The sequence below is a fragment of the Streptomyces sp. NPDC034670 genome (assembly GCF_055574875.1).
Window position 1 is genome coordinate 22,791 of sequence record NZ_JBVITR010000040.1, and the last position, 20,917, is coordinate 43,707.

13 protein-coding genes and 2 pseudogenes are annotated in these 20,917 nt (G+C 69.5%); 12 read left to right on the forward strand and 3 right to left on the reverse strand.

Going from position 1 to position 20,917, the window contains the following annotated elements; all coding sequences use genetic code 11:
- Nucleotides 1–388: 388 nt before the first annotated feature.
- From rpoB to ACZ56B_RS23780, 8 genes are all read left to right on the forward strand, one after another.
- The gene (gene rpoB, locus ACZ56B_RS23745; RefSeq protein ID WP_468794052.1) at nt 389–3,874 is read left to right on the forward strand and encodes a DNA-directed RNA polymerase subunit beta; all 3,486 of its coding nucleotides are present in this window, start codon (nt 389–391) and stop codon (nt 3,872–3,874) included.
- A gap of 97 nt (nt 3,875–3,971) precedes the next feature.
- Nucleotides 3,972–7,871 (forward strand): DNA-directed RNA polymerase subunit beta', encoded by a 3,900-nt coding sequence (locus tag ACZ56B_RS23750; protein WP_468794055.1) that lies wholly within the window; start codon nt 3,972–3,974, stop codon nt 7,869–7,871.
- 159 nt (nt 7,872–8,030) lie between these two features.
- Entirely contained in the window at nt 8,031–8,594 is a 564-nt protein-coding gene (locus tag ACZ56B_RS23755; RefSeq protein ID WP_468794058.1) for a DUF1707 and DUF4190 domain-containing protein, read from the forward strand.
- A 249-nt stretch (nt 8,595–8,843) separates the two neighbouring features.
- Nucleotides 8,844–9,215, forward strand: a complete 372-nt coding sequence (rpsL, locus tag ACZ56B_RS23760) for a 30S ribosomal protein S12 (protein WP_003948652.1) — start codon at nt 8,844–8,846, stop codon at nt 9,213–9,215.
- A 2-nt stretch (nt 9,216–9,217) separates the two neighbouring features.
- A complete protein-coding gene (gene rpsG, locus ACZ56B_RS23765; RefSeq protein ID WP_029386961.1) occupies nt 9,218–9,688 on the forward strand; it encodes a 30S ribosomal protein S7 in 471 nt (156 codons plus the stop codon).
- Between the two features lie 39 nt (nt 9,689–9,727).
- Nucleotides 9,728–11,854, forward strand: coding sequence for an elongation factor G (gene fusA, locus ACZ56B_RS23770; protein ID WP_468794061.1), 2,127 nt, complete (start codon nt 9,728–9,730; stop codon nt 11,852–11,854).
- Between the two features lie 169 nt (nt 11,855–12,023).
- A complete protein-coding gene (tuf, locus tag ACZ56B_RS23775) occupies nt 12,024–13,217 on the forward strand; it encodes an elongation factor Tu (RefSeq protein WP_468794064.1) in 1,194 nt (397 codons plus the stop codon).
- A gap of 177 nt (nt 13,218–13,394) precedes the next feature.
- Nucleotides 13,395–14,267 carry a hypothetical protein gene (locus ACZ56B_RS23780; protein ID WP_468794067.1) on the forward strand — a complete coding sequence of 291 codons (873 nt, stop codon included), beginning with the start codon at nt 13,395–13,397 and terminating at the stop codon, nt 14,265–14,267.
- Here ACZ56B_RS23780 and ACZ56B_RS23785 read toward each other — a convergent pair.
- Nucleotides 14,264–15,223, reverse strand: a complete 960-nt coding sequence (locus ACZ56B_RS23785; protein WP_468794070.1) for an IS481 family transposase — start codon at nt 15,221–15,223, stop codon at nt 14,264–14,266. The two genes, ACZ56B_RS23780 and ACZ56B_RS23785, sit on opposite strands and share 4 nt — an antisense overlap.
- Nucleotides 15,224–15,596: 373 nt before the next feature.
- Here ACZ56B_RS23785 and ACZ56B_RS23790 point away from each other — a divergent pair.
- A pseudogene (locus ACZ56B_RS23790) lies at nt 15,597–15,872 on the forward strand (aldo/keto reductase); the annotation flags it as partial.
- Nucleotides 15,873–16,301: 429 nt separating this feature from the next.
- Here the strand turns inward: ACZ56B_RS23790 and ACZ56B_RS23795 are convergent.
- Nucleotides 16,302–16,412: pseudogene (locus ACZ56B_RS23795) on the reverse strand (SAM-dependent methyltransferase); the annotation flags it as partial.
- Nucleotides 16,413–16,577: 165 nt separating this feature from the next.
- On the opposite strand from ACZ56B_RS23795, the gene ACZ56B_RS23800 reads away from it, so the two are divergent.
- Nucleotides 16,578–17,750: an endo-1,4-beta-xylanase gene (locus ACZ56B_RS23800; RefSeq protein WP_468794073.1), complete on the forward strand. Its 1,173-nt coding sequence runs from the start codon at nt 16,578–16,580 to the stop codon at nt 17,748–17,750.
- Nucleotides 17,751–18,184: 434 nt separating this feature from the next.
- On the forward strand, nt 18,185–19,543 hold the full coding sequence (gdhA, locus tag ACZ56B_RS23805; protein ID WP_468794076.1) for an NADP-specific glutamate dehydrogenase: 1,359 nt from the start codon (nt 18,185–18,187) through the stop codon (nt 19,541–19,543).
- Between the two features lie 67 nt (nt 19,544–19,610).
- Here the strand turns inward: gdhA and ACZ56B_RS23810 are convergent, their stop codons facing one another.
- On the reverse strand, nt 19,611–20,381 hold the full coding sequence (locus tag ACZ56B_RS23810) for a YqjF family protein (protein ID WP_468794079.1): 771 nt from the start codon (nt 20,379–20,381) through the stop codon (nt 19,611–19,613).
- Between the two features lie 115 nt (nt 20,382–20,496).
- Between ACZ56B_RS23810 and ACZ56B_RS23815 the strand changes: the two genes are divergently transcribed.
- Nucleotides 20,497–20,832, forward strand: a complete 336-nt coding sequence (locus ACZ56B_RS23815) for a cupin domain-containing protein (protein ID WP_468794082.1) — start codon at nt 20,497–20,499, stop codon at nt 20,830–20,832.
- Nucleotides 20,833–20,917: the final 85 nt, after the last annotated feature.

The following is a 20,917-nucleotide window of genomic DNA, read 5'->3' on the forward strand; positions in this document are numbered from 1 at the left end:
GATGGCAGGCGGCTCGGGCAAGGGGGCCTTGACGAACCGCACGCGGCGCGCGATTCTCGGGACGCGTCGTCACAAGGATCCGAATCCGAGGCATGGATCGACGGCAAAGAGGGCAGTATCACCGTGCGTTGAGGGCAGCGCCTTGTCGCAGGAGTTGAGAGCAACGAGGGCCTACACCGGTCTCGTAAAACCGCACTGGACATCAGTGTGCCAAGTGGCTACACTGACCCTTTGCGCTGCCTGTTAGCTGTCCCCTGCCCGTCACCAGGGGCATGCCCTCGCTCGAGCACAGACGACTAGATCATCTCCGACCTGGGATATCCGTCTCTGCGCACGGTGGGGGGCCGGTACGCGCGTAGTGAGTCCGAGCCCTCGGAAGGACCCCCTCTTGGCCGCCTCGCGCAACGCCTCGACCGCGAATACGAACAACGGCGCCAGCACCGCCCCGCTGCGCATCTCCTTTGCAAAGATCAAGGAGCCCCTCGAGGTTCCGAACCTTCTCGCGCTGCAAACCGAGAGCTTCGACTGGCTGCTCGGCAACGACGCGTGGAAGGCTCGCGTCGAGCAGGCTCTCGAGAACGGTCAGGACGTCCCCACCAAGTCCGGTCTGGAGGAGATCTTCGAGGAGATCTCCCCGATCGAGGACTTCTCCGGGTCGATGTCGCTGACCTTCCGCGACCACCGCTTCGAGCCGCCGAAGAACTCCATCGACGAGTGCAAGGAGCGCGACTTCACGTACGCGGCCCCGCTCTTCGTCACCGCCGAGTTCACCAACAACGAGACCGGCGAGATCAAGTCCCAGACCGTCTTCATGGGCGACTTCCCGCTCATGACGAACAAGGGCACCTTCGTCATCAACGGCACCGAGCGTGTCGTGGTGTCGCAGCTGGTCCGTTCGCCGGGCGTGTACTTCGACTCCAGCATCGACAAGACGTCCGACAAGGACATCTTCTCCGCCAAGATCATCCCGTCCCGGGGTGCCTGGCTGGAGATGGAGATCGACAAGCGCGACATGGTCGGTGTCCGCATCGACCGCAAGCGCAAGCAGTCCGTCACCGTCCTCCTGAAGGCGCTCGGCTGGACCACCGAGCAGATCCTCGAGGAGTTCGGCGAGTACGAGTCCATGCGCGCCACCCTGGAGAAGGACCACACCCAGGGCCAGGACGACGCGCTGCTCGACATCTACCGCAAGCTGCGCCCGGGCGAGCCCCCCACGCGTGAGGCCGCGCAGACGCTGCTCGAGAACCTCTACTTCAACCCCAAGCGCTACGACCTGGCCAAGGTCGGCCGCTACAAGGTCAACAAGAAGCTGGGTGCGGACGCCCCGCTGGACGCGGGCATCCTGACCGTCGAGGACATCATCTCGACGATCAAGTACCTGGTGAAGCTGCACGCGGGCGAGACCGAGACGGTCGGCGACAACGGCGAGACGGTCGTCGTCGAGACCGACGACATCGACCACTTCGGCAACCGCCGCCTGCGCAGCGTCGGCGAGCTCATCCAGAACCAGGTCCGCACGGGCCTGGCGCGCATGGAGCGCGTCGTGCGCGAGCGCATGACCACCCAGGACGTCGAGGCGATCACGCCGCAGACCCTGATCAACATCCGGCCGGTCGTCGCCTCCATCAAGGAGTTCTTCGGCACCAGCCAGCTGTCCCAGTTCATGGACCAGAACAACCCGCTGTCCGGGCTGACGCACAAGCGTCGTCTGTCCGCGCTCGGCCCGGGTGGTCTCTCCCGTGAGCGGGCCGGCTTCGAGGTCCGCGACGTGCACCCCTCGCACTACGGCCGCATGTGCCCGATCGAGACGCCGGAAGGCCCGAACATCGGTCTGATCGGCTCGCTCGCCACCTACGGCCGGGTCAACGCGTTCGGTTTCGTCGAGACCCCGTACCGCAAGGTCTTCGAGGGCCAGGTCACCGACCAGGTGGACTACCTGACCGCCGACGAGGAGGACCGCTTCGTCATCGCGCAGGCCAACGCGCCGCTCACCGACGACCTGCGGTTCGCCGAGGCCCGTGTGCTGGTCCGCCGCAAGGGCGGCGAGGTCGACTACGTCGGCCCCGAGGACGTGGACTACATGGACGTCTCGCCGCGCCAGATGGTGTCGGTCGCGACCGCCATGATCCCCTTCCTCGAGCACGACGACGCCAACCGCGCCCTCATGGGCGCGAACATGATGCGCCAGGCCGTGCCGCTGATCCAGGCGGAGGCCCCGCTCGTCGGCACCGGCATGGAGTACCGCTCCGCCGTCGACGCCGGCGACGTCGTCAAGGCCGAGAAGGCCGGTGTGGTCCAGGAGGTCTCCGCGGACTACATCACCACCGCCAACGACGACGGCACGTACATCACGTACCGCCTGCACAAGTTCGCCCGCTCCAACCAGGGCACCTCGGTCAACCAGAAGGTCATCGTCAACGAGGGCGACCGGATCGTCGAGGGCCAGGTCCTGGCCGACGGCCCGGCCACCGAGAACGGCGAGATGGCGCTCGGCAAGAACCTGCTGGTCGCGTTCATGCCGTGGGAGGGTCACAACTACGAGGACGCGATCATCCTGTCGCAGCGCCTCGTGCAGGACGACGTCCTCTCCTCGATCCACATCGAGGAGCACGAGGTCGACGCCCGTGACACCAAGCTCGGCCCCGAGGAGATCACCCGGGACATCCCGAACGTCTCCGAGGAGGTTCTCGCCGACCTCGACGAGCGCGGCATCATCCGCATCGGCGCCGAGGTCATCGCCGGTGACATCCTCGTCGGCAAGGTCACCCCGAAGGGTGAGACCGAGCTGACGCCCGAGGAGCGCCTGCTGCGCGCGATCTTCGGCGAGAAGGCCCGTGAGGTCCGTGACACCTCGCTGAAGGTGCCGCACGGTGAGACCGGCAAGGTCATCGGCGTCCGCGTCTTCGACCGCGAGGAGGGCGACGAGCTTCCCCCCGGTGTGAACCAGCTGGTGCGCGTCTACGTCGCGCAGAAGCGCAAGATCACCGACGGTGACAAGCTCGCCGGCCGGCACGGCAACAAGGGCGTCATCTCCAAGATCCTGCCCATCGAGGACATGCCGTTCCTCGAGGACGGGACCCCGGTCGACATCATCCTCAACCCGCTGGGCGTGCCGTCCCGGATGAACCCGGGACAGGTCCTGGAGATCCACCTCGGCTGGCTCGCCAGCCAGGGCTGGGACGTCTCCGGCCTCGCGGACGAGTGGGCCGAGCGCCTCCAGGCGATCGGCGCCGACCGGGTCGAGCCCCGGACGAACGTGGCGACCCCCGTCTTCGACGGCGCCCGCGAGGACGAGCTCACCGGTCTGCTGGAGCACACCATCCCGAACCGCGACGGCGACCGCATGGTCCTCCCGTCCGGCAAGGCGCGGCTGTACGACGGCCGTTCGGGTGAGCCGTTCCCGGACCCGATCTCGGTCGGCTACATGTACATCCTGAAGCTGCACCACCTGGTCGACGACAAGCTGCACGCCCGCTCGACCGGTCCGTACTCCATGATCACCCAGCAGCCGCTGGGTGGTAAGGCCCAGTTCGGTGGCCAGCGGTTCGGCGAGATGGAGGTGTGGGCACTCGAGGCGTACGGCGCCGCCTACGCCCTCCAGGAGCTGCTGACCATCAAGTCCGACGACGTCACCGGCCGCGTGAAGGTCTACGAGGCCATCGTCAAGGGCGAGAACATCCCCGAGCCCGGCATCCCCGAGTCCTTCAAGGTGCTCATCAAGGAGATGCAGTCCCTGTGCCTGAACGTGGAGGTGCTGTCCAGCGACGGTATGTCCATCGAGATGCGTGACACCGACGAGGACGTCTTCCGCGCTGCGGAGGAGCTCGGCATCGACCTGTCCCGGCGCGAGCCGAGCAGCGTCGAAGAGGTCTGACGGGAGTTCCGGCGGACCTTGGCCACCAAGGTCCGCCGGCCCCAGGACCCCCGTTTCAGACCCCAAGACTCACGACCCTGAGAGGGATTGACGCATAGTGCTCGACGTCAACTTCTTCGACGAGCTCCGGATCGGCCTGGCCACCGCTGACGACATCCGTCAGTGGAGCCACGGCGAGGTCAAGAAGCCCGAAACCATCAACTACCGCACCCTCAAGCCCGAGAAGGACGGACTCTTCTGCGAGAAGATCTTCGGTCCGACCCGGGACTGGGAGTGCTACTGCGGCAAGTACAAGCGCGTCCGCTTCAAGGGCATCATCTGCGAGCGCTGTGGCGTCGAGGTCACGCGCGCCAAGGTGCGCCGTGAGCGGATGGGCCACATCGAGCTCGCCGCGCCCGTCACGCACATCTGGTACTTCAAGGGCGTCCCGTCGCGCCTCGGCTACCTGCTCGACCTGGCCCCGAAGGACCTGGAGAAGGTCATCTACTTCGCGGCGTACATGATCACGTACGTCGACGAGGAGCGCCGCACCCGCGACCTGCCCTCGCTGGAGGCCCACGTCTCCGTCGAGCGCCAGCAGATCGAGAACCGCCGCGACGCCGACCTCGAGGCCCGCGCCAAGAAGCTCGAGACCGACCTGGCCGAGCTGGAGGCCGAGGGCGCCAAGGCCGACGTGCGCCGCAAGGTGCGCGAGGGCGCCGAGCGCGAGATGAAGCAGCTGCGCGACCGCGCGCAGCGCGAGATCGACCGCCTCGACGAGGTGTGGAACCGGTTCAAGAACCTCAAGGTCCAGGACCTCGAGGGCGACGAGCTGCTCTACCGCGAGCTGCGGGACCGCTTCGGCACGTACTTCGACGGCTCTATGGGCGCCGCGGCGCTGCAGAAGCGCCTGGAGTCCTTCGACCTCGAGGAGGAGGCCGAGAAGCTCCGCGAGATCATCCGTACCGGCAAGGGCCAGAAGAAGACCCGTGCGCTCAAGCGCCTGAAGGTCGTCTCCGCCTTCCTGCAGACGTCCAACAGCCCCAAGGGCATGGTGCTCGACTGCGTGCCGGTCATCCCGCCGGACCTGCGTCCGATGGTGCAGCTGGACGGTGGCCGCTTCGCGACCTCCGACCTGAACGACCTGTACCGCCGCGTCATCAACCGCAACAACCGCCTGAAGAGGCTGCTCGACCTCGGCGCGCCCGAGATCATCGTCAACAACGAGAAGCGCATGCTTCAGGAGGCCGTTGACGCCCTCTTCGACAACGGTCGTCGCGGCCGTCCGGTCACCGGTCCCGGCAACCGCCCGCTGAAGTCCCTCAGCGACATGCTGAAGGGCAAGCAGGGTCGCTTCCGCCAGAACCTGCTCGGCAAGCGCGTCGACTACTCGGCGCGTTCCGTGATCGTCGTCGGTCCGCAGCTGAAGCTGCACCAGTGCGGTCTGCCGAAGGCGATGGCGCTGGAGCTGTTCAAGCCGTTCGTGATGAAGCGCCTGGTCGACCTGAACCACGCGCAGAACATCAAGTCGGCCAAGCGCATGGTCGAGCGCGGCCGCACGGTCGTGTACGACGTGCTGGAAGAGGTCATCGCGGAGCACCCGGTCCTGCTGAACCGTGCGCCCACGCTGCACCGCCTCGGCATCCAGGCCTTCGAGCCGCAGCTGGTCGAGGGCAAGGCCATCCAGATCCACCCGCTCGTCTGCACCGCGTTCAACGCGGACTTCGACGGTGACCAGATGGCCGTGCACCTGCCGCTGTCCGCGGAGGCGCAGGCCGAGGCCCGCATCCTGATGCTGTCCTCGAACAACATCCTCAAGCCGGCCGACGGCCGTCCGGTGACGATGCCGACCCAGGACATGGTCCTCGGTCTGTTCTTCCTCACCACCGACGGCGAGATGCGCGACCTCAAGGGCGAGGGGCGTTCCTTCTCCTCGGTCGCCGAGGCGATCATGGCCTTCGACGCGGGCGAGCTGTCGCTCCAGTCGAAGATCGACGTCCGCTTCCCGGTCGGCACCATCCCGCCGCGCGGCTGGACCCCGCCGGCGCGCGAGGAGGGCGAGCCCGAGTGGCAGCAGGGTGACAGCTTCCGGCTGAACACCACCCTGGGCCGCGCGCTCTTCAACGAGCTGCTGCCCGAGGACTACCCCTTCGTCGACTACGAGGTCGGCAAGAAGCAGCTCTCCGAGATCGTCAACGACCTCGCCGAGCGCTACCCGAAGGTCATCGTGGCGGCGACGCTCGACAACCTGAAGGCGTCCGGCTTCTACTGGGCCACCCGTTCCGGCGTCACCGTCGCCATCTCCGACGTCGTCGTCCCCGAGGCGAAGAAGGAGATCGTCCACGGCTACGAGGCGCAGGACGAGAAGGTCCAGAAGCAGTACGAGCGCGGTCTGATCACCAAGGACGAGCGCACGCAGGAGCTCATCGCGATCTGGACCAAGGCGACCAACGAGGTCGCCGAGGCGATGAACGACAACTTCCCGAAGACCAACCCGATCTTCATGATGGTGAACTCGGGTGCACGAGGCAACATGATGCAGATGCGTCAGATTGCCGGTATGCGCGGTCTGGTGTCGAACGCGAAGAACGAGACGATCCCGCGGCCCATCAAGGCCTCGTTCCGTGAGGGTCTGTCCGTGCTGGAGTACTTCATCTCCACGCACGGTGCCCGCAAGGGTCTGGCGGACACCGCCCTGCGGACCGCCGACTCGGGTTACCTCACCCGTCGTCTGGTCGACGTCTCCCAGGACGTCATCATCCGCGAGGAGGACTGCGGCACCGACCGCGGTCTGCGCCTGAAGATCGCCGGCCGCGGCGCCGACGGCGTGCTGCGCAAGGCGGACGACGTCGAGACGTCCGTGTACGCGCGCTGCCTCGCCGAGGACATCGTGGTCGACGGCCAGGTGCTGGCCCCGGCCGGCACCGACCTGGGCGACGTGCTCATCGAGGAGCTCGTGTCCCGCGGCGTCGAGGAGGTCAAGACCCGCTCGGTCCTGACCTGCGAGTCCGCCGTCGGCACCTGCGCGATGTGCTACGGCCGCTCGCTGGCCACCGGCAAGCTGGTCGACATCGGTGAGGCGGTCGGCATCATCGCCGCCCAGTCCATCGGTGAGCCCGGCACCCAGCTGACGATGCGCACCTTCCACACCGGTGGTGTGGCCGGTGACGACATCACCCAGGGTCTGCCGCGTGTCGTCGAGCTCTTCGAGGCCCGTACCCCGAAGGGTGTCGCCCCGATCTCCGAGGCCGCCGGCCGCGTGCGGATCGAGGAGACCGAGAAGACCAAGAAGATCGTCATCACCCCGGACGACGGCAGCGACGAGACGGCCTACCCGATCTCGAAGCGCGCCCGTCTGCTGGTGGGCGAGGGCGACCACGTCGAGGTGGGCCAGAAGCTCACCGTGGGTGCCACCAACCCGCACGACGTGCTGCGCATCCTGGGCCAGCGGGCCGTGCAGGTCCACCTGGTCGGCGAGGTGCAGAAGGTCTACAACTCGCAGGGCGTGTCGATCCACGACAAGCACATCGAGATCATCATCCGGCAGATGCTCCGCCGCGTGACGATCATCGAGTCCGGTGACGCCGAGCTGCTGCCCGGTGAGCTGGTCGAGCGCTCGAAGTTCGAGCAGGAGAACCGCCGCGTGGTCCAGGAGGGCGGTCACCCGGCCTCCGGCCGTCCGCAGCTCATGGGCATCACCAAGGCCTCGCTGGCGACCGAGTCCTGGCTGTCGGCGGCGTCCTTCCAGGAGACGACCAGGGTCCTCACGGACGCGGCGATCAACGCCAAGTCCGACTCCCTGATCGGCCTCAAGGAGAACGTCATCATCGGTAAGCTCATCCCGGCCGGTACGGGCCTGTCCCGCTACCGCAACATCCGGGTCGAGCCGACCGAGGAGGCCAAGGCCGCGATGTACTCGGCCGTCGGCTACGACGACATCGACTACTCGCCGTTCGGCACCGGCTCCGGCCAGGCCGTTCCGCTGGAGGACTACGACTACGGTCCGTACAACCAGTAAGCGAGCCGCTTGATCCGAGGGGCGGTCACTCCGTACGGGGTGGCCGCCCCCCGGCGTTCCCGGGAACCGGCGGGAGGACCTTTCTCGTCTCCACCGGTGCCGGAACGTCCGCTCCAGCGCATCATGGAGGGACCCGGTGTGACGGGGAGGTGGTGTCCGGTGTCGCAGGCGCCGTATCCGCAGTGGCAGCCCTGGCCGCCCTGGCAGCAGGGACGGGGCGTGCCGCAGCCGTGGGGCGGGCAGGCCGCTCCTCCCTCGATGCTGGCCTCGCACGCCGACCGGGAGCGGGCCGTGGATGTCCTCAGGGCCGGCTACGGCGAGGGACGGCTGGAGAAGTCCGAGTTCGACCGGCGGGTCGCGCGGGCGTACGCGGCGCGCACGGTGGGGGAGCTGTCGCTGCTCGTGGCGGACCTGCCCCAGGGTCCCGCGCCGCACCCCGCGCCCGTGGCGGCCGTACCGCCGGTGTTCCTGGCGGCGCCCCGGCCGCGGACGAACGGGAAGGCGGTGGGCGCCGCCGTCTGCGGCGGTCTCTGCCTGTTCAGCGCCGGCCTCACCGGCATCCCCGCGGTCGTCCTCGGCCATGCGGCGCGCGCCGAGATCGCGCGCACGGGCGAGGACGGGGACGGGCTGGCGATGGTCGGACTGGTGCTCGGCTGGCTGTCGGTCGCCGGATGGGCGGTTCTGCTGATGCTGTCGTTCGTCCTGGCGGCCGCGTACGGTTGACGGCCGGAACGGGGCCCATTTGTTTTGACCGCAGCGAATGCGGTAGGTACGCTCAGACCTTGTGCCTGGGGTGTGCCCTGGCCTTCGTGCGTGCCTTTTCCACCGCACTGGGGGCCGATAACGGCCACCGCAATCTGCGCTTCTTTCTGCCTTGCGGCGGGAGTCCGCGTGATTCGACACACCCGACCGCGTGGGTCGGCGACGTTCCAGGTTAGCTGTACCCATCGGCACACAGAAACCGGAGAAGTAGTGCCTACGATCCAGCAGCTGGTCCGCAAGGGCCGGCAGGACAAGGTCGAAAAGAACAAGACGCCCGCACTCGAGGGCTCCCCTCAGCGCCGCGGTGTCTGCACGCGTGTGTTCACGACCACCCCGAAGAAGCCGAACTCGGCCCTGCGTAAGGTCGCGCGTGTGCGTCTGACCAGTGGTATCGAGGTCACCGCTTACATCCCGGGTGAGGGACACAACCTGCAGGAGCACTCCATCGTGCTCGTGCGAGGCGGCCGTGTGAAGGACCTGCCGGGTGTTCGTTACAAGATCATCCGTGGTTCGCTCGACACCCAGGGTGTCAAGAACCGCAAGCAGGCTCGCAGCCGTTACGGCGCCAAGAAGGAGAAGTAAGAATGCCTCGTAAGGGCCCCGCCCCGAAGCGCCCGGTCATCGTCGACCCGGTTTACGGCTCCCCCCTGGTGACCTCCCTGATCAACAAGGTGCTGCTGAACGGCAAGCGCTCCACCGCCGAGCGCATCGTCTACGGCGCCATGGAGGGTCTGCGCGAGAAGACGGGCAACGACCCGGTCATCACGCTCAAGCGCGCCCTCGAGAACATCAAGCCGACCCTCGAGGTCAAGTCCCGCCGTGTCGGTGGCGCCACCTACCAGGTCCCGGTCGAGGTCAAGCCCGGCCGTGCCAACACGCTGGCGCTGCGCTGGCTGGTCGGTTACTCGCGTGCCCGTCGCGAGAAGACCATGACCGAGCGTCTGCTCAACGAGCTCCTCGACGCCAGCAACGGCCTCGGCGCCGCTGTGAAGAAGCGCGAGGACACGCACAAGATGGCCGAGTCCAACAAGGCCTTCGCGCACTACCGCTGGTAGTCGCAGACCCCATCGAGACCGAGAGAAGACTGAAGCCTTATGGCTACCACTTCGCTTGACCTGGCCAGGGTCCGCAACATCGGGATCATGGCCCACATCGACGCGGGCAAGACGACCACCACCGAGCGGATTCTGTTCTACACGGGCGTCTCCTACAAGATCGGTGAGACGCACGAGGGCTCCGCGACCATGGACTGGATGGAGCAGGAGCAGGAGCGTGGCATCACGATCACCTCCGCTGCGACCACCTGTCACTGGCCGCTCGAGAACATCGACCACACCATCAACATCATCGACACCCCGGGGCACGTCGACTTCACCGTCGAGGTGGAGCGCTCGCTGCGCGTACTCGACGGTGCCGTGACGGTGTTCGACGGCGTCGCCGGTGTCGAGCCGCAGTCCGAGACGGTGTGGCGTCAGGCGGACCGCTACGGCGTTCCGCGCATCTGCTTCGTGAACAAGCTCGACCGCACCGGTGCGGACTTCCTCCGTTGCGTCGGCATGATCTCCGACCGCCTGGGCGCGCAGCCGCTGGTCATGCAGCTGCCGATCGGCGCCGAGGCCGACTTCAAGGGCGTCATCGACCTCGTGACGATGAAGGCCTACGTCTGGTCCGCCGAGGCGACCAAGGGCGAGATGTACGACACCGTCGACATCCCCGAGGACCTCGCCGAGCTCGCCGAGGAGTACCGCGGCAAGCTGCTCGAGGCCGTCGCGGAGAACGACGAGGAGCTGATGGAGCTGTACCTCGAGGGCACCGAGCCCTCCGTGGAGCAGCTGTACGCGGCCATCCGCCGCATCACCATCGCCTCCGGCAAGGGCGGCGGCACCACCGTCACCCCCGTGTTCTGCGGCACCGCGTTCAAGAACAAGGGCGTGCAGCCCCTGCTCGACGCCGTCGTGCGCTACCTGCCCTCCCCGCTGGACGTCGAGGCCATCGAGGGCCACGACCCCAAGGACGCGGAGAAGGTCATCGCGCGCAAGCCGTCGGAGGAGGAGCCCCTCGCCGCGCTCGCGTTCAAGATCATGAGCGACCCGCACCTCGGCAAGCTCACCTTCGTCCGCGTGTACTCCGGCCGTCTGGAGTCCGGCACCCAGGTGCTGAACTCCGTGAAGGGCAAGAAGGAGCGCATCGGCAAGATCTACCGCATGCACGCCAACAAGCGTGAGGAGATCGAGTCGGTGGGCGCCGGCGACATCGTCGCCGTCATGGGCCTGAAGCAGACCACCACCGGTGAGACGCTGTCCGACGACAAGAGCCCGGTCATCCTGGAGTCCATGGACTTCCCGGCGCCGGTCATCCAGGTCGCCATCGAGCCCAAGTCGAAGGGCGACCAGGAGAAGCTGGGCGTCGCGATCCAGCGCCTGGCCGAGGAGGACCCGTCCTTCCAGGTCCACTCGGACGAGGAGACCGGCCAGACCATCATCGGCGGCATGGGCGAGCTGCACCTCGAGGTGCTGGTCGACCGCATGCGCCGTGAGTTCAAGGTCGAGGCCAACGTCGGCAAGCCGCAGGTCGCGTACCGCGAGACCATCCGCAAGTCGGTCGAGAAGGTCGAGTTCACCCACAAGAAGCAGACGGGTGGTACCGGCCAGTTCGCCCGCGTCATCATCGCGATCGAGCCGATCGAGGGCGGCGACGCCTCCTACGAGTTCGTCAACAAGGTGACCGGTGGCCGCGTGCCGAAGGAGTACATCCCTTCGGTCGACGCCGGTGCGCAGGAGGCCATGCAGTTCGGCATCCTCGCCGGTTACGAGATGACCGGTGTCCGCGTGACGCTGCTCGACGGCGCCTACCACGAGGTGGACTCCTCCGAGCTCGCCTTCAAGATCGCCGGCTCGCAGGCCTTCAAGGAGGCCGCGCGCAAGGCTTCGCCGGTGCTCCTCGAGCCGATGATGGCCGTCGAGGTCACCATGCCCGAGGAGTACATGGGCGAGGTCATCGGCGACATCAACTCCCGCCGTGGCCAGATCCAGGCCATGGAGGAGCGGGCGAGTGCCCGCGTCGTGAAGGGCCTCGTGCCCCTGTCGGAGATGTTCGGCTACGTCGGAGACCTCCGCAGCAAGACGTCGGGTCGCGCAAGCTACTCGATGCAGTTCGACTCCTACGCCGAGGTTCCGCGGAACGTCGCCGAGGAGATCATCGCGAAGGCCAAGGGCGAGTGACGGGCTCCGTTTAACGGACCCCCCGCACACGCTTTAGGCTTGACCCCGGAGCCTGCAACGGGCATTCCGTCGCCACCGCGGCGGAATGCCCCGGGCCCGGGTTTCCCAGCAAAGATCACCTGGCGCCGATGAAGTAAGGCGTACAGAACCACTCCACAGGAGGACCCCAGTGGCGAAGGCGAAGTTCGAGCGGACTAAGCCGCACGTCAACATCGGCACCATCGGTCACATCGACCACGGTAAGACGACCCTCACGGCCGCCATTACCAAGGTGCTGCACGACGCGTACCCGGACCTGAACGAGGCCTCGGCGTTCGACCAGATCGACAAGGCTCCCGAAGAGCGCCAGCGCGGTATCACCATCTCGATCTCCCACGTCGAGTACCAGACCGAGTCGCGTCACTACGCCCACGTCGACTGCCCCGGTCACGCGGACTACATCAAGAACATGATCACCGGTGCCGCCCAGATGGACGGCGCGATCCTGGTGGTCGCCGCCACGGACGGCCCGATGCCGCAGACCAAGGAGCACGTGCTCCTGGCCCGCCAGGTCGGCGTCCCGTACATCGTCGTCGCCCTGAACAAGGCCGACATGGTGGACGACGAGGAGATCCTGGAGCTCGTCGAGCTCGAGGTGCGCGAGCTCCTCTCCGAGTACGAGTTCCCGGGCGACGAGGTTCCGGTCGTCAAGGTCTCGGCTCTGAAGGCCCTCGAGGGCGACAAGGAGTGGGGTGAGTCCGTCCTCAACCTGATGAAGGCCGTGGACGAGGCCATCCCGTCGCCCGAGCGTGACGTCGACAAGCCGTTCCTGATGCCGATCGAGGACGTCTTCACCATCACCGGTCGCGGTACGGTCGTCACCGGCCGCATCGAGCGTGGTGTCCTCAAGGTCAACGAGACCGTCGACATCGTCGGCATCAAGCCGGAGAAGACCACCACCACGGTCACCGGCATCGAGATGTTCCGCAAGCTGCTCGACGAGGGCCAGGCCGGTGAGAACGTCGGTCTGCTGCTCCGCGGCATCAAGCGCGAGGACGTCGAGCGCGGCCAGGTCATCATCAAGCCGGGCTCGGTCACCCCGCACACCGAGTTCGAGGCGCAGGCCTACATCCTCTCCAAGGACGAGGGTGGCCGCCACACGCCGTTCTTCAACAACTACCGCCCGCAGTTCTACTTCCGCACGACGGACGTGACCGGCGTGGTGTCCCTCCCCGAGGGCACCGAGATGGTCATGCCGGGTGACAACACCGAGATGAAGGTGGAGCTCATCCAGCCCGTCGCCATGGAGGAGGGCCTGAAGTTCGCCATCCGTGAGGGTGGCCGGACCGTGGGCGCCGGCCAGGTCACCAAGATCATCAAGTGAGCTTGCTGATCTGACCTGGTAGCTCCACCGCGAGCACCGGAAGGGGCCCGCACGACTTCGGTCGTGCGGGCCCCTTCGCCGTGTGGGCGTCAACCCCGGGGCCGGGGCGTCGCTCGATGAGGGGAAAGGAGCGGCATATGTGAGCGGCACATGCCGACCCGTCCATAGGTTCGCCGCATGGTCAGCTCATCCCATGAGGCCCTGCACCGGATCTTCCAGGAGGTCCCGGGCCTCTTCGCCCGCGTCGCCAGGAACCTCGGCGCCGCCTTCCCCTCACCCGTCTCCTCGGTCGAGCTCTCCACGGACCTCACGGAGACCCGGCCCCTGGAGCGCCGGGTGGACACGCTGCTGCGGATGGACACCGAGGACGGCAGCTTCCTCCTCGCGGTCGAGTCACAGGGCGAGCCGGACCCGCGCAAGCCCGCGAGCTGGGCGTACTACCTCTCGTACGCGTACGCCAAGTACCGCGTCCCGCCGGTGCTCCTGGTCGTCTGCGCGGACCGGGGAACGGCCGCCTGGGCGGCCCGGCAGTTCGACATCGGCCCCCGGCAGTGGCCCTCGCTCAGCTTGCGCCCCCTCGTCCTGGGGCCCGACGACGTGCCGGTGATCGACAGCCCCGACGAAGCGTCCCGCGACATCCCGCTCACGGTCCTGTCGGCTGCGCTGCACAGCCGTGACCCGGAGGCCGGTGCCATACTGGCTGCGCTGGCAAAGGCACTCAAGAGCTTGTCCGCCGACGACGAGAACACCGCTGTCTTCTTCATCGAGCTCACGGAACAAGGCCTCGGCAAGACGCCGGCCGCAGACCTCTGGAGGCACCTCATGGCCGTCGACCTCTCCTTCTTCCAGTCGGAGACCGCTCAGAGGCTCCGGGCCGAGGGCCGGGCCGAGGGTCGGGCCGAGGACATCCTGCGTCTGCTCGACCGCCGGGGCGTCGAGGTGTCCGAGGAGCAGCGGGAGCGCATCGTCGGCTGCGGGGACCTCGACACGCTGGACACCTGGTTCACGCGGGCCATCACGGCCACGTCGGCGGCGGAGCTCTTCGCCTAGGTGTGTTGTTCGGACAGGTTGGTGACGCGGCTGGCTGGTGGGTGGCCGCCGATGCCGGTGTGGGGTCGGTGATGGTTGTACCAGTCCAGCCAGTCGGGAAACGCGGCCTGTCGTTCGGCGTCGGAGGTGTAGGGCCGCTGGTAGGCCCATTCCTCGAGCAGGGTGCGGTGGAAGCGTTCGACCTTGCCGTTGGTCTGGGGCCGCCAGGGCCTGGTCCAGCGAGGGCTGATGCCCAGGTCGCGGCAGGTCTGACGCCAGGTGATCTTGGTGTAGGCCCAGGCGTTGTCGGTGAGGATCCGTTCGATCGTGATGCCGCGTGCGGCGAACCAGGCGGCGGCCCGGGTGAGGAAGCCGGCGCAGGTGGCGGCCCTCTCGTCGGGCAGGGCCTCGGTGTAGGCCAGGCGGGTGTGGTCGTCCAGGGCGGTGTGCAGGTAAAGGTAGCCGCGGCCGGTCCGGGCCTGGTTCCTGCGGCCGGCTTCCCGGCCGAGGACCTTGTGGCCGCCGCCGTCGGGGATGCGGCCGAGCTTCTTGACGTCGATGTGGACCAGTTCCCCGGGCCGGGCTCGTTCGTAGCGGCGCACGGGCTCGCCGGTGGCCCGGTCGGTGGCGGCCAGGGCGGGCAGACCGTGGCGGACGAGGATGCGGTGGGCGGTGGAGGCGGCGACACCGGCCCGGGCGGCCAGCCGCACCGGCCCGATCCGGTGCTCGCGCCGCAGCCGCAGGACCTGCTGTTCGACCCGGGCGGGCGTCCGGCGCGGGCTGTGGTGCGGGCGGCTGGAGCGGTCGTGCATCCCGGCCGCGCCCAGTTGCCGGTAGCGGCGCGCCCAGCGGGCGGCGGTGGTGTGGCTGACCTGGAAGCGTTCCGCGGCCCGCCGCAGCGGCCAGCCGTCGTCCACGACACACCGGGCCAGACGCAGCCTCCCGGTCGGTGTCAGCAGGGCATTACGGTGGGACACGAGGGCCTCCTGAGCTTCGGTGCAGATGTCGCGATCCACACCGAACCCGGAAGGCCCTCACCCGTTCAAGCACCCAGCACGCGTGTCACCAACGTCCCGGGACAACACACCTAGGCCCTGGAAGGGCTCCCGGAGGGCGCCGTCCGGAGGCTGGTGACAACGGGGGCGGGGACCAGCACGCCGGTCCCGCGGACGCGGGCCGAGGGCGGGGCGGCCGGTCCGGTCAGTCCGGTCGGCGCAGGCCGTCGACCAGGACGCCGGCCGGCCGGCGTGCGTCGTGGCCGGGGTCGCTCTCCGCGCCGATGCAGAGGCCGCCCACGCCGCGCATGAGCGCGAGGGCGTCGATGTCGGCGCGGACCTCGCCGGCGGCCGCGCCGTCGAGCGGCTGGCCGCGGTCGCCGACGAGGCCGGGCTGACCATGATCCAGCCGGCGCTCGGGCTCGTGACCGCGCGTCCCGCCGTGACCGGCGCGCTCATCGGCCCCCGCGCCCTGGACCACCTGCACGCGCAGCTCGCCGCCGCGGACACCGTGCTCCCCGCCGACGTCCTGGGCGCGATCGACGCGATCGTCGCCCCCGGCACCGACCTGGCCCCGCACGAGAAGGACGACGCCCCGCCCGCGTTGCTCGATCCGTCGCTGCGGCGCCGCCGGCCGCCGGGGGAAGCGCCCCTTCTCCCACGACTCGGCGCCCCGGTCCGGACGTCCGGGGCGGGGCCTGTGCTCCCCCTGGAGCGCACCGGACCCGTCCCGGGGCCCCGGGGTCACCCCGGGCGCGCCACCGGCCGCGCGGGCCCCGCCGGGGCGCCCCCCTGGCCGGGGACCGGGGCCCCGAGTCCCGGGTGCCGGTCCCCGGCCGCCACGATGCCGGGGGCGGCGGGCCCCGGGCCGTCGAGGAAGCGGGCGAACCGGTCTCCGGCCGCGCATCTCCGTGGTGAGCCCGCCCGGTACGGGTCGGCGGCCTTCCGCGAGGCCTCCTCCGGGTGGGGGCCCGGGGGCGAGGCGGGGCACGATCGGGCGACCGCCGGGCGTCGGCGCCTGCTGGAGGCGCTCCACCAGGTCGTACGCCCCGTGCTCGTCGCCGACGAAGCGCAGCAGCGCGATCAGGAAGAGCGCGACGGGCCGGTCGGAGTCCGGTGTCCCGCGGGCGCGTTCGAGGACGGTGGCGGTGCCGCGGACGTCCGCCCGCACGCGGTCGTCGCGACAGCCGGCCCCCGGGTCGGCGGGGCGTGCCGGCGCGCGGATCTCCGCACGGGTATTGACGTGCCGCTCGGCCAGCCCTTAGCGTCCGCCCATCCCTAATGTTTCGCCTATCACTTCGAAACATTCGAGAACGGATGGAGTGAGACTCCCCGCATGAGAATCCTTCGCCTCGCCACCGCGACCCTCGCCACCGCCGCCCTGTCCCTGCCGCTCCTGACGGGCGCGGCCACGGCCGCCCCACCGGCCGACCGGCAGGCCGCGCCGCACTCCCACGCCAAGCCCGACCGGCTGCGCTCGGCCGCTCCCGAGGGCTTCTTCGTGGGCACCGCCGTGGCGGGCGGCGGCCACCACCTGGAGCAGGACTACCCGGACCCGTTCACGCACGACAAGGAGTACCGGAGGATCCTGGCCCGCCAGTTCAGCTCGGTCTCCCCCGAGAACCAGATGAAGTGGGACTTCATCCACCCCGAACGGGACCGCTACGACTTCGGGCAGGCCGACGCCATCGTCCGGTTCGCCGAGCGCAACCGCCAGGTCGTGCGCGGCCACACCCTGCTGTGGCACAGCCAGAACCCCGAATGGCTGGAGCAGGGCGACTTCTCCAAGGAGGAGCTGCGCGCCCTCCTGCGCGAGCACATCACCACCGTCGTCGGCCGCTACGCCGGCCGGATCCAGCAGTGGGACGTCGCGAACGAAATTTTCGACGACCAGGGCAGGCTGCGCACCCAGGACAACATCTGGATCCGCGAACTGGGGCCGGGCATCGTCGCGGACGCCTTCCGCTGGGCCCACGAGGCCGACCCCCGGGCGAAGCTGTTCTTCAACGACTACAACGTGGAGGGCGTCAACGCGAAGAGCGACGCCTATCACGCCCTCGTCCAGGACCTGCTCGCGCAGGGCGTGCCCGTGCACGGCTTCTCCGTCCAGGCCCACCTGAGCACGCGCTACGGCTTCCCGGGCGACCTGGAGGACAACCTGCGCCGGTTCGACGCGCTCGGCCTGGAGACGGCCGTCACCGAGCTGGACGTCCGCATGGACCTGCCGGAGAGTGGGGTGCCCACCAAGGCGCAGCAGCGCCAGCAGGCCGACTACTACCGGCGCGCGCTCCAGGCGTGCCTGGCCGTCGACGGCTGCAACTCGTTCACCATCTGGGGCTTCACCGACAAGTACTCGTGGGTCCCGGTGTTCTTCGAGGGCGAGGGCTTCGCCACCGTCATGACCGAGGACTTCGCCCCCAAGCCCGCCTTCCACGCCCTGCGGGACACCCTGAAGGATGCGGCGCGCAAGGACCGCGGGCACCCCGGCCGGCGCTCGCCCTCGGTCTGAGGCACGCACCGTCCGGAAGGCCGACCTCGCCGGGGTAAATCCGCCGGGCGCGGGTCGAGGCGGCCGTCCGGCGCCTCGACCCGCGGGAAGCGCGCGGCGCCCGGCGTCCCGAACGCGCCGGGCAGCTCGTTCCCGGGGGACCGCGAAGGCGTGGGGTCCCTTCGCGGAGGCCTGAGGGGCAGGAGGGACGGGACGGGCCGGTGAGGCCGGGGAAGGAGCGGACCCGTCCGCCGTCCCGTGTTCCGTACAGTAGGTCTCAGATGGCGGACCATCGTGCGGGCTCTTGCCGTTCCGGTTTACACAGGGGTAACACTGGAAAGTCGGCCGTCCTTCGTGAAGTCGCTCCGAGCGGCCGCCGTCCTGCGCGAGGCAATGGCGCCGAGCGCCCATCACCGGACCCGTTGCCGGTGTCAGCCGCGCCAGAAAGGGACCCTGTGGCCACACGACCCGACCCCAAGACCTCGCTCGACCAGCTGCGCGCCGAGATCGAGCGCCGCAACCCGGCGGAGCCCGAGTTCCACCAGGCCGCCCGCGAGGTGCTGGACACGCTCGCCCCGGTGATCGCGACCCGGCCCGAGTACGCCGAGCCCGGCCTCGTGGAACGGCTCGTCGAGCCGGAGCGGCAGATCATCTTCCGCGTGCCGTGGCAGGACGACGACGGCCGTGTGCACGTCAACCGCGGCTTCCGGATCGAGTTCAACAGCGCCCTCGGCCCGTACAAGGGCGGCCTGCGCTTCCACCCGTCCGTGAACCTCGGGATCATCAAGTTCCTGGGCTTCGAGCAGATCTTCAAGAACGCGCTGACCGGTCTCAACATCGGCGGCGGCAAGGGCGGCAGCGACTTCGACCCGCAGGGGCGCAGCGACGCGGAGGTCATGCGCTTCTGCCAGTCCTTCATGACCGAGCTGTACCGCCACATCGGCGAGTACACCGACATCCCGGCCGGCGACATCGGCGTCGGCGCCCGCGAGATCGGCTACCTCTTCGGCCAGTACCGGCGGATCACCAACCGCTGGGAGGGCGGCGTGCTGACCGGCAAGAGCGCCGGCTGGGGCGGCTCGCTGATCCGTCCGGAGGCGACCGGGTACGGCAACGTGCTGTTCGCGGAGGCGATGCTGCGCGGGCGCGGCGAGGACCTGGAGGGCCAGACGGCGGTCGTCTCCGGCTCCGGGAACGTCGCGATCTACACCATCCAGAAGCTGGCGGCCCTCGGCGCCCACCCGGTGACCTGCTCCGACTCCAGCGGCTACGTCGTCGACGAGAAGGGCATCGACCTGGACCTGCTGCGCCAGGTCAAGGAGGTCGAGCGCGGCCGGGTGAGCGACTACGCGGAGCGCCGGGGCGCCTCCGCCCGGTTCGTGCCCGGCGGGCGGGTCTGGGAGGTCCCGGCCGACGTCGCCCTGCCGTCCGCGACCCAGAACGAGCTGAACGCCGCCGACGCCGCCCTCCTCATCCGCAACGGCGTGAAGGCGGTCTCCGAGGGCGCGAACATGCCGACCACGCCGGAGGCCGTGCAACTGCTCCAGCAGGCCGGCGTCGCCTTCGGTCCCGGCAAGGCGGCCAACGCGGGCGGGGTCGCGGTCAGCGCCCTGGAGATGACGCAGAACGCCTCGCGCACGTCGTGGAAGGCCGAGCAGGTCGAGAGCGAGCTGGCCCGCATCATGACCGACATCCACACCACCTGCGCCGAGACCGCCGAGCGCTACGGCGCCCCCGGCGACTACGTGACCGGCGCGAACATCGCCGGTTTCGAGCGGGTGGCGGACGCGATGCTGGCCCAGGGCATCATCTGACGGAAACCGGCCGGGGGAGGCCGGGAGGGCCCGCCGAGCGGGGTCCCTCCCGGCCTCCCCCGGCCGGTCAGGGGGTGCGCAGGCCGCCCGGTCGGGCCGGGAGGCCGAAGCGGGCCGGAACGCCCGGCGAGTACAGCACGCTCACCGGATCCCCGGCGGGCCCGGGCAGCCCCGCCGCCGCCACCAGGTCCTCCTCGCACTCGATCAGCTCGGCGCGGTGCAGGGGCCACCGCGGATGGGCGTTGGACAGGTACGTCGGCCGGCCGAAGAAGGTGCCGTGCATGCCCCAGCGGGCGGTCAGGAAGTGCTCCAGCCCGGTGGGCTCCCCGATCCGCTCGCCCCTGCGCACGGTGATGCGGCTCCGGGCGCCGCGCGGACCGGGCCGGCGCCGGGAGCTGGTGTACGTCACGGTGTCACCGTCGTGGCGGATGTCCATGCGGGACCACAGGTACGGCATCCGGAACCCGAGGCGGCCGACCGCGACGGGAATCAGCCGGGACGCGTCGAGGGACAGGAAGACGACGCCGCGCCTCCCGCGCGCGTCCACGGAGTAGAGGCGGACGTTGGTCTCGGGAAAGGTGCCGAGGTAGGGCACGCCCGGCAGGCGGAGCCATCCCACGCGGTGCATCCGGAACGCGACGAGCCCGACGTACGTGACGCCGTCCAGCGTGTCGGGCACGGTGCCCGGCGGCAGCAGGCCGGCCACGTCGGCCGGGTCCGCCGCCCAGTGGACGAAGGTCAGGTCGAGCCAGGACTGGGTGAGCAGCGGGCGCGCGATGGCCTCGGGCGCGTCGGCGGTGACGGGGTCCGGGGGCCGCGGCCGCGGTGTCGGTGGCACGGCGCCAGTATCCCCGCGGCGGCCGCGGTGCGCCCCTCCGGGTGAACGTGGCGGGCGCCCCGGCGTACCCCGCACGGCCCTGGCGACCGCACGGCGCCGGCGGAAGACTGGCGGCATGCAGAAGCTCTCCCTCGACGCCCTCGCCCGCGAACAGCTCGAACACGCCGCCGCCGCCGCGTCCAACGGCCGCAGCGCCGCCACGGTCCACGGCGGCCACGAGCACGCCCTGCGCCAGACCCTCCTCGCGCTGACCGCCGGCACCGTCCTCGCCGAGCACGACAACCCCGGCGAGGCGACCCTGCAGGTGCTGCGCGGGCGCGTCCGGCTCACCAGCGGCGAGACCTCCTGGGAGGGCCGCGCCGGCGACCTGATCGTGATCCCCCCGGCCCGCCACGCCCTGGAGGCCCTGGAGGACGCGGCGGTGCTCCTCACGGTCGCCAAGCGGGACTGAGAGACGGGCGGGGGGGGGGGGGGGGGGGGGGGGTTCGTATGCTGGCGACCCGCCCCTACGCCACTGATGCTGGTGTCCGTGGTGG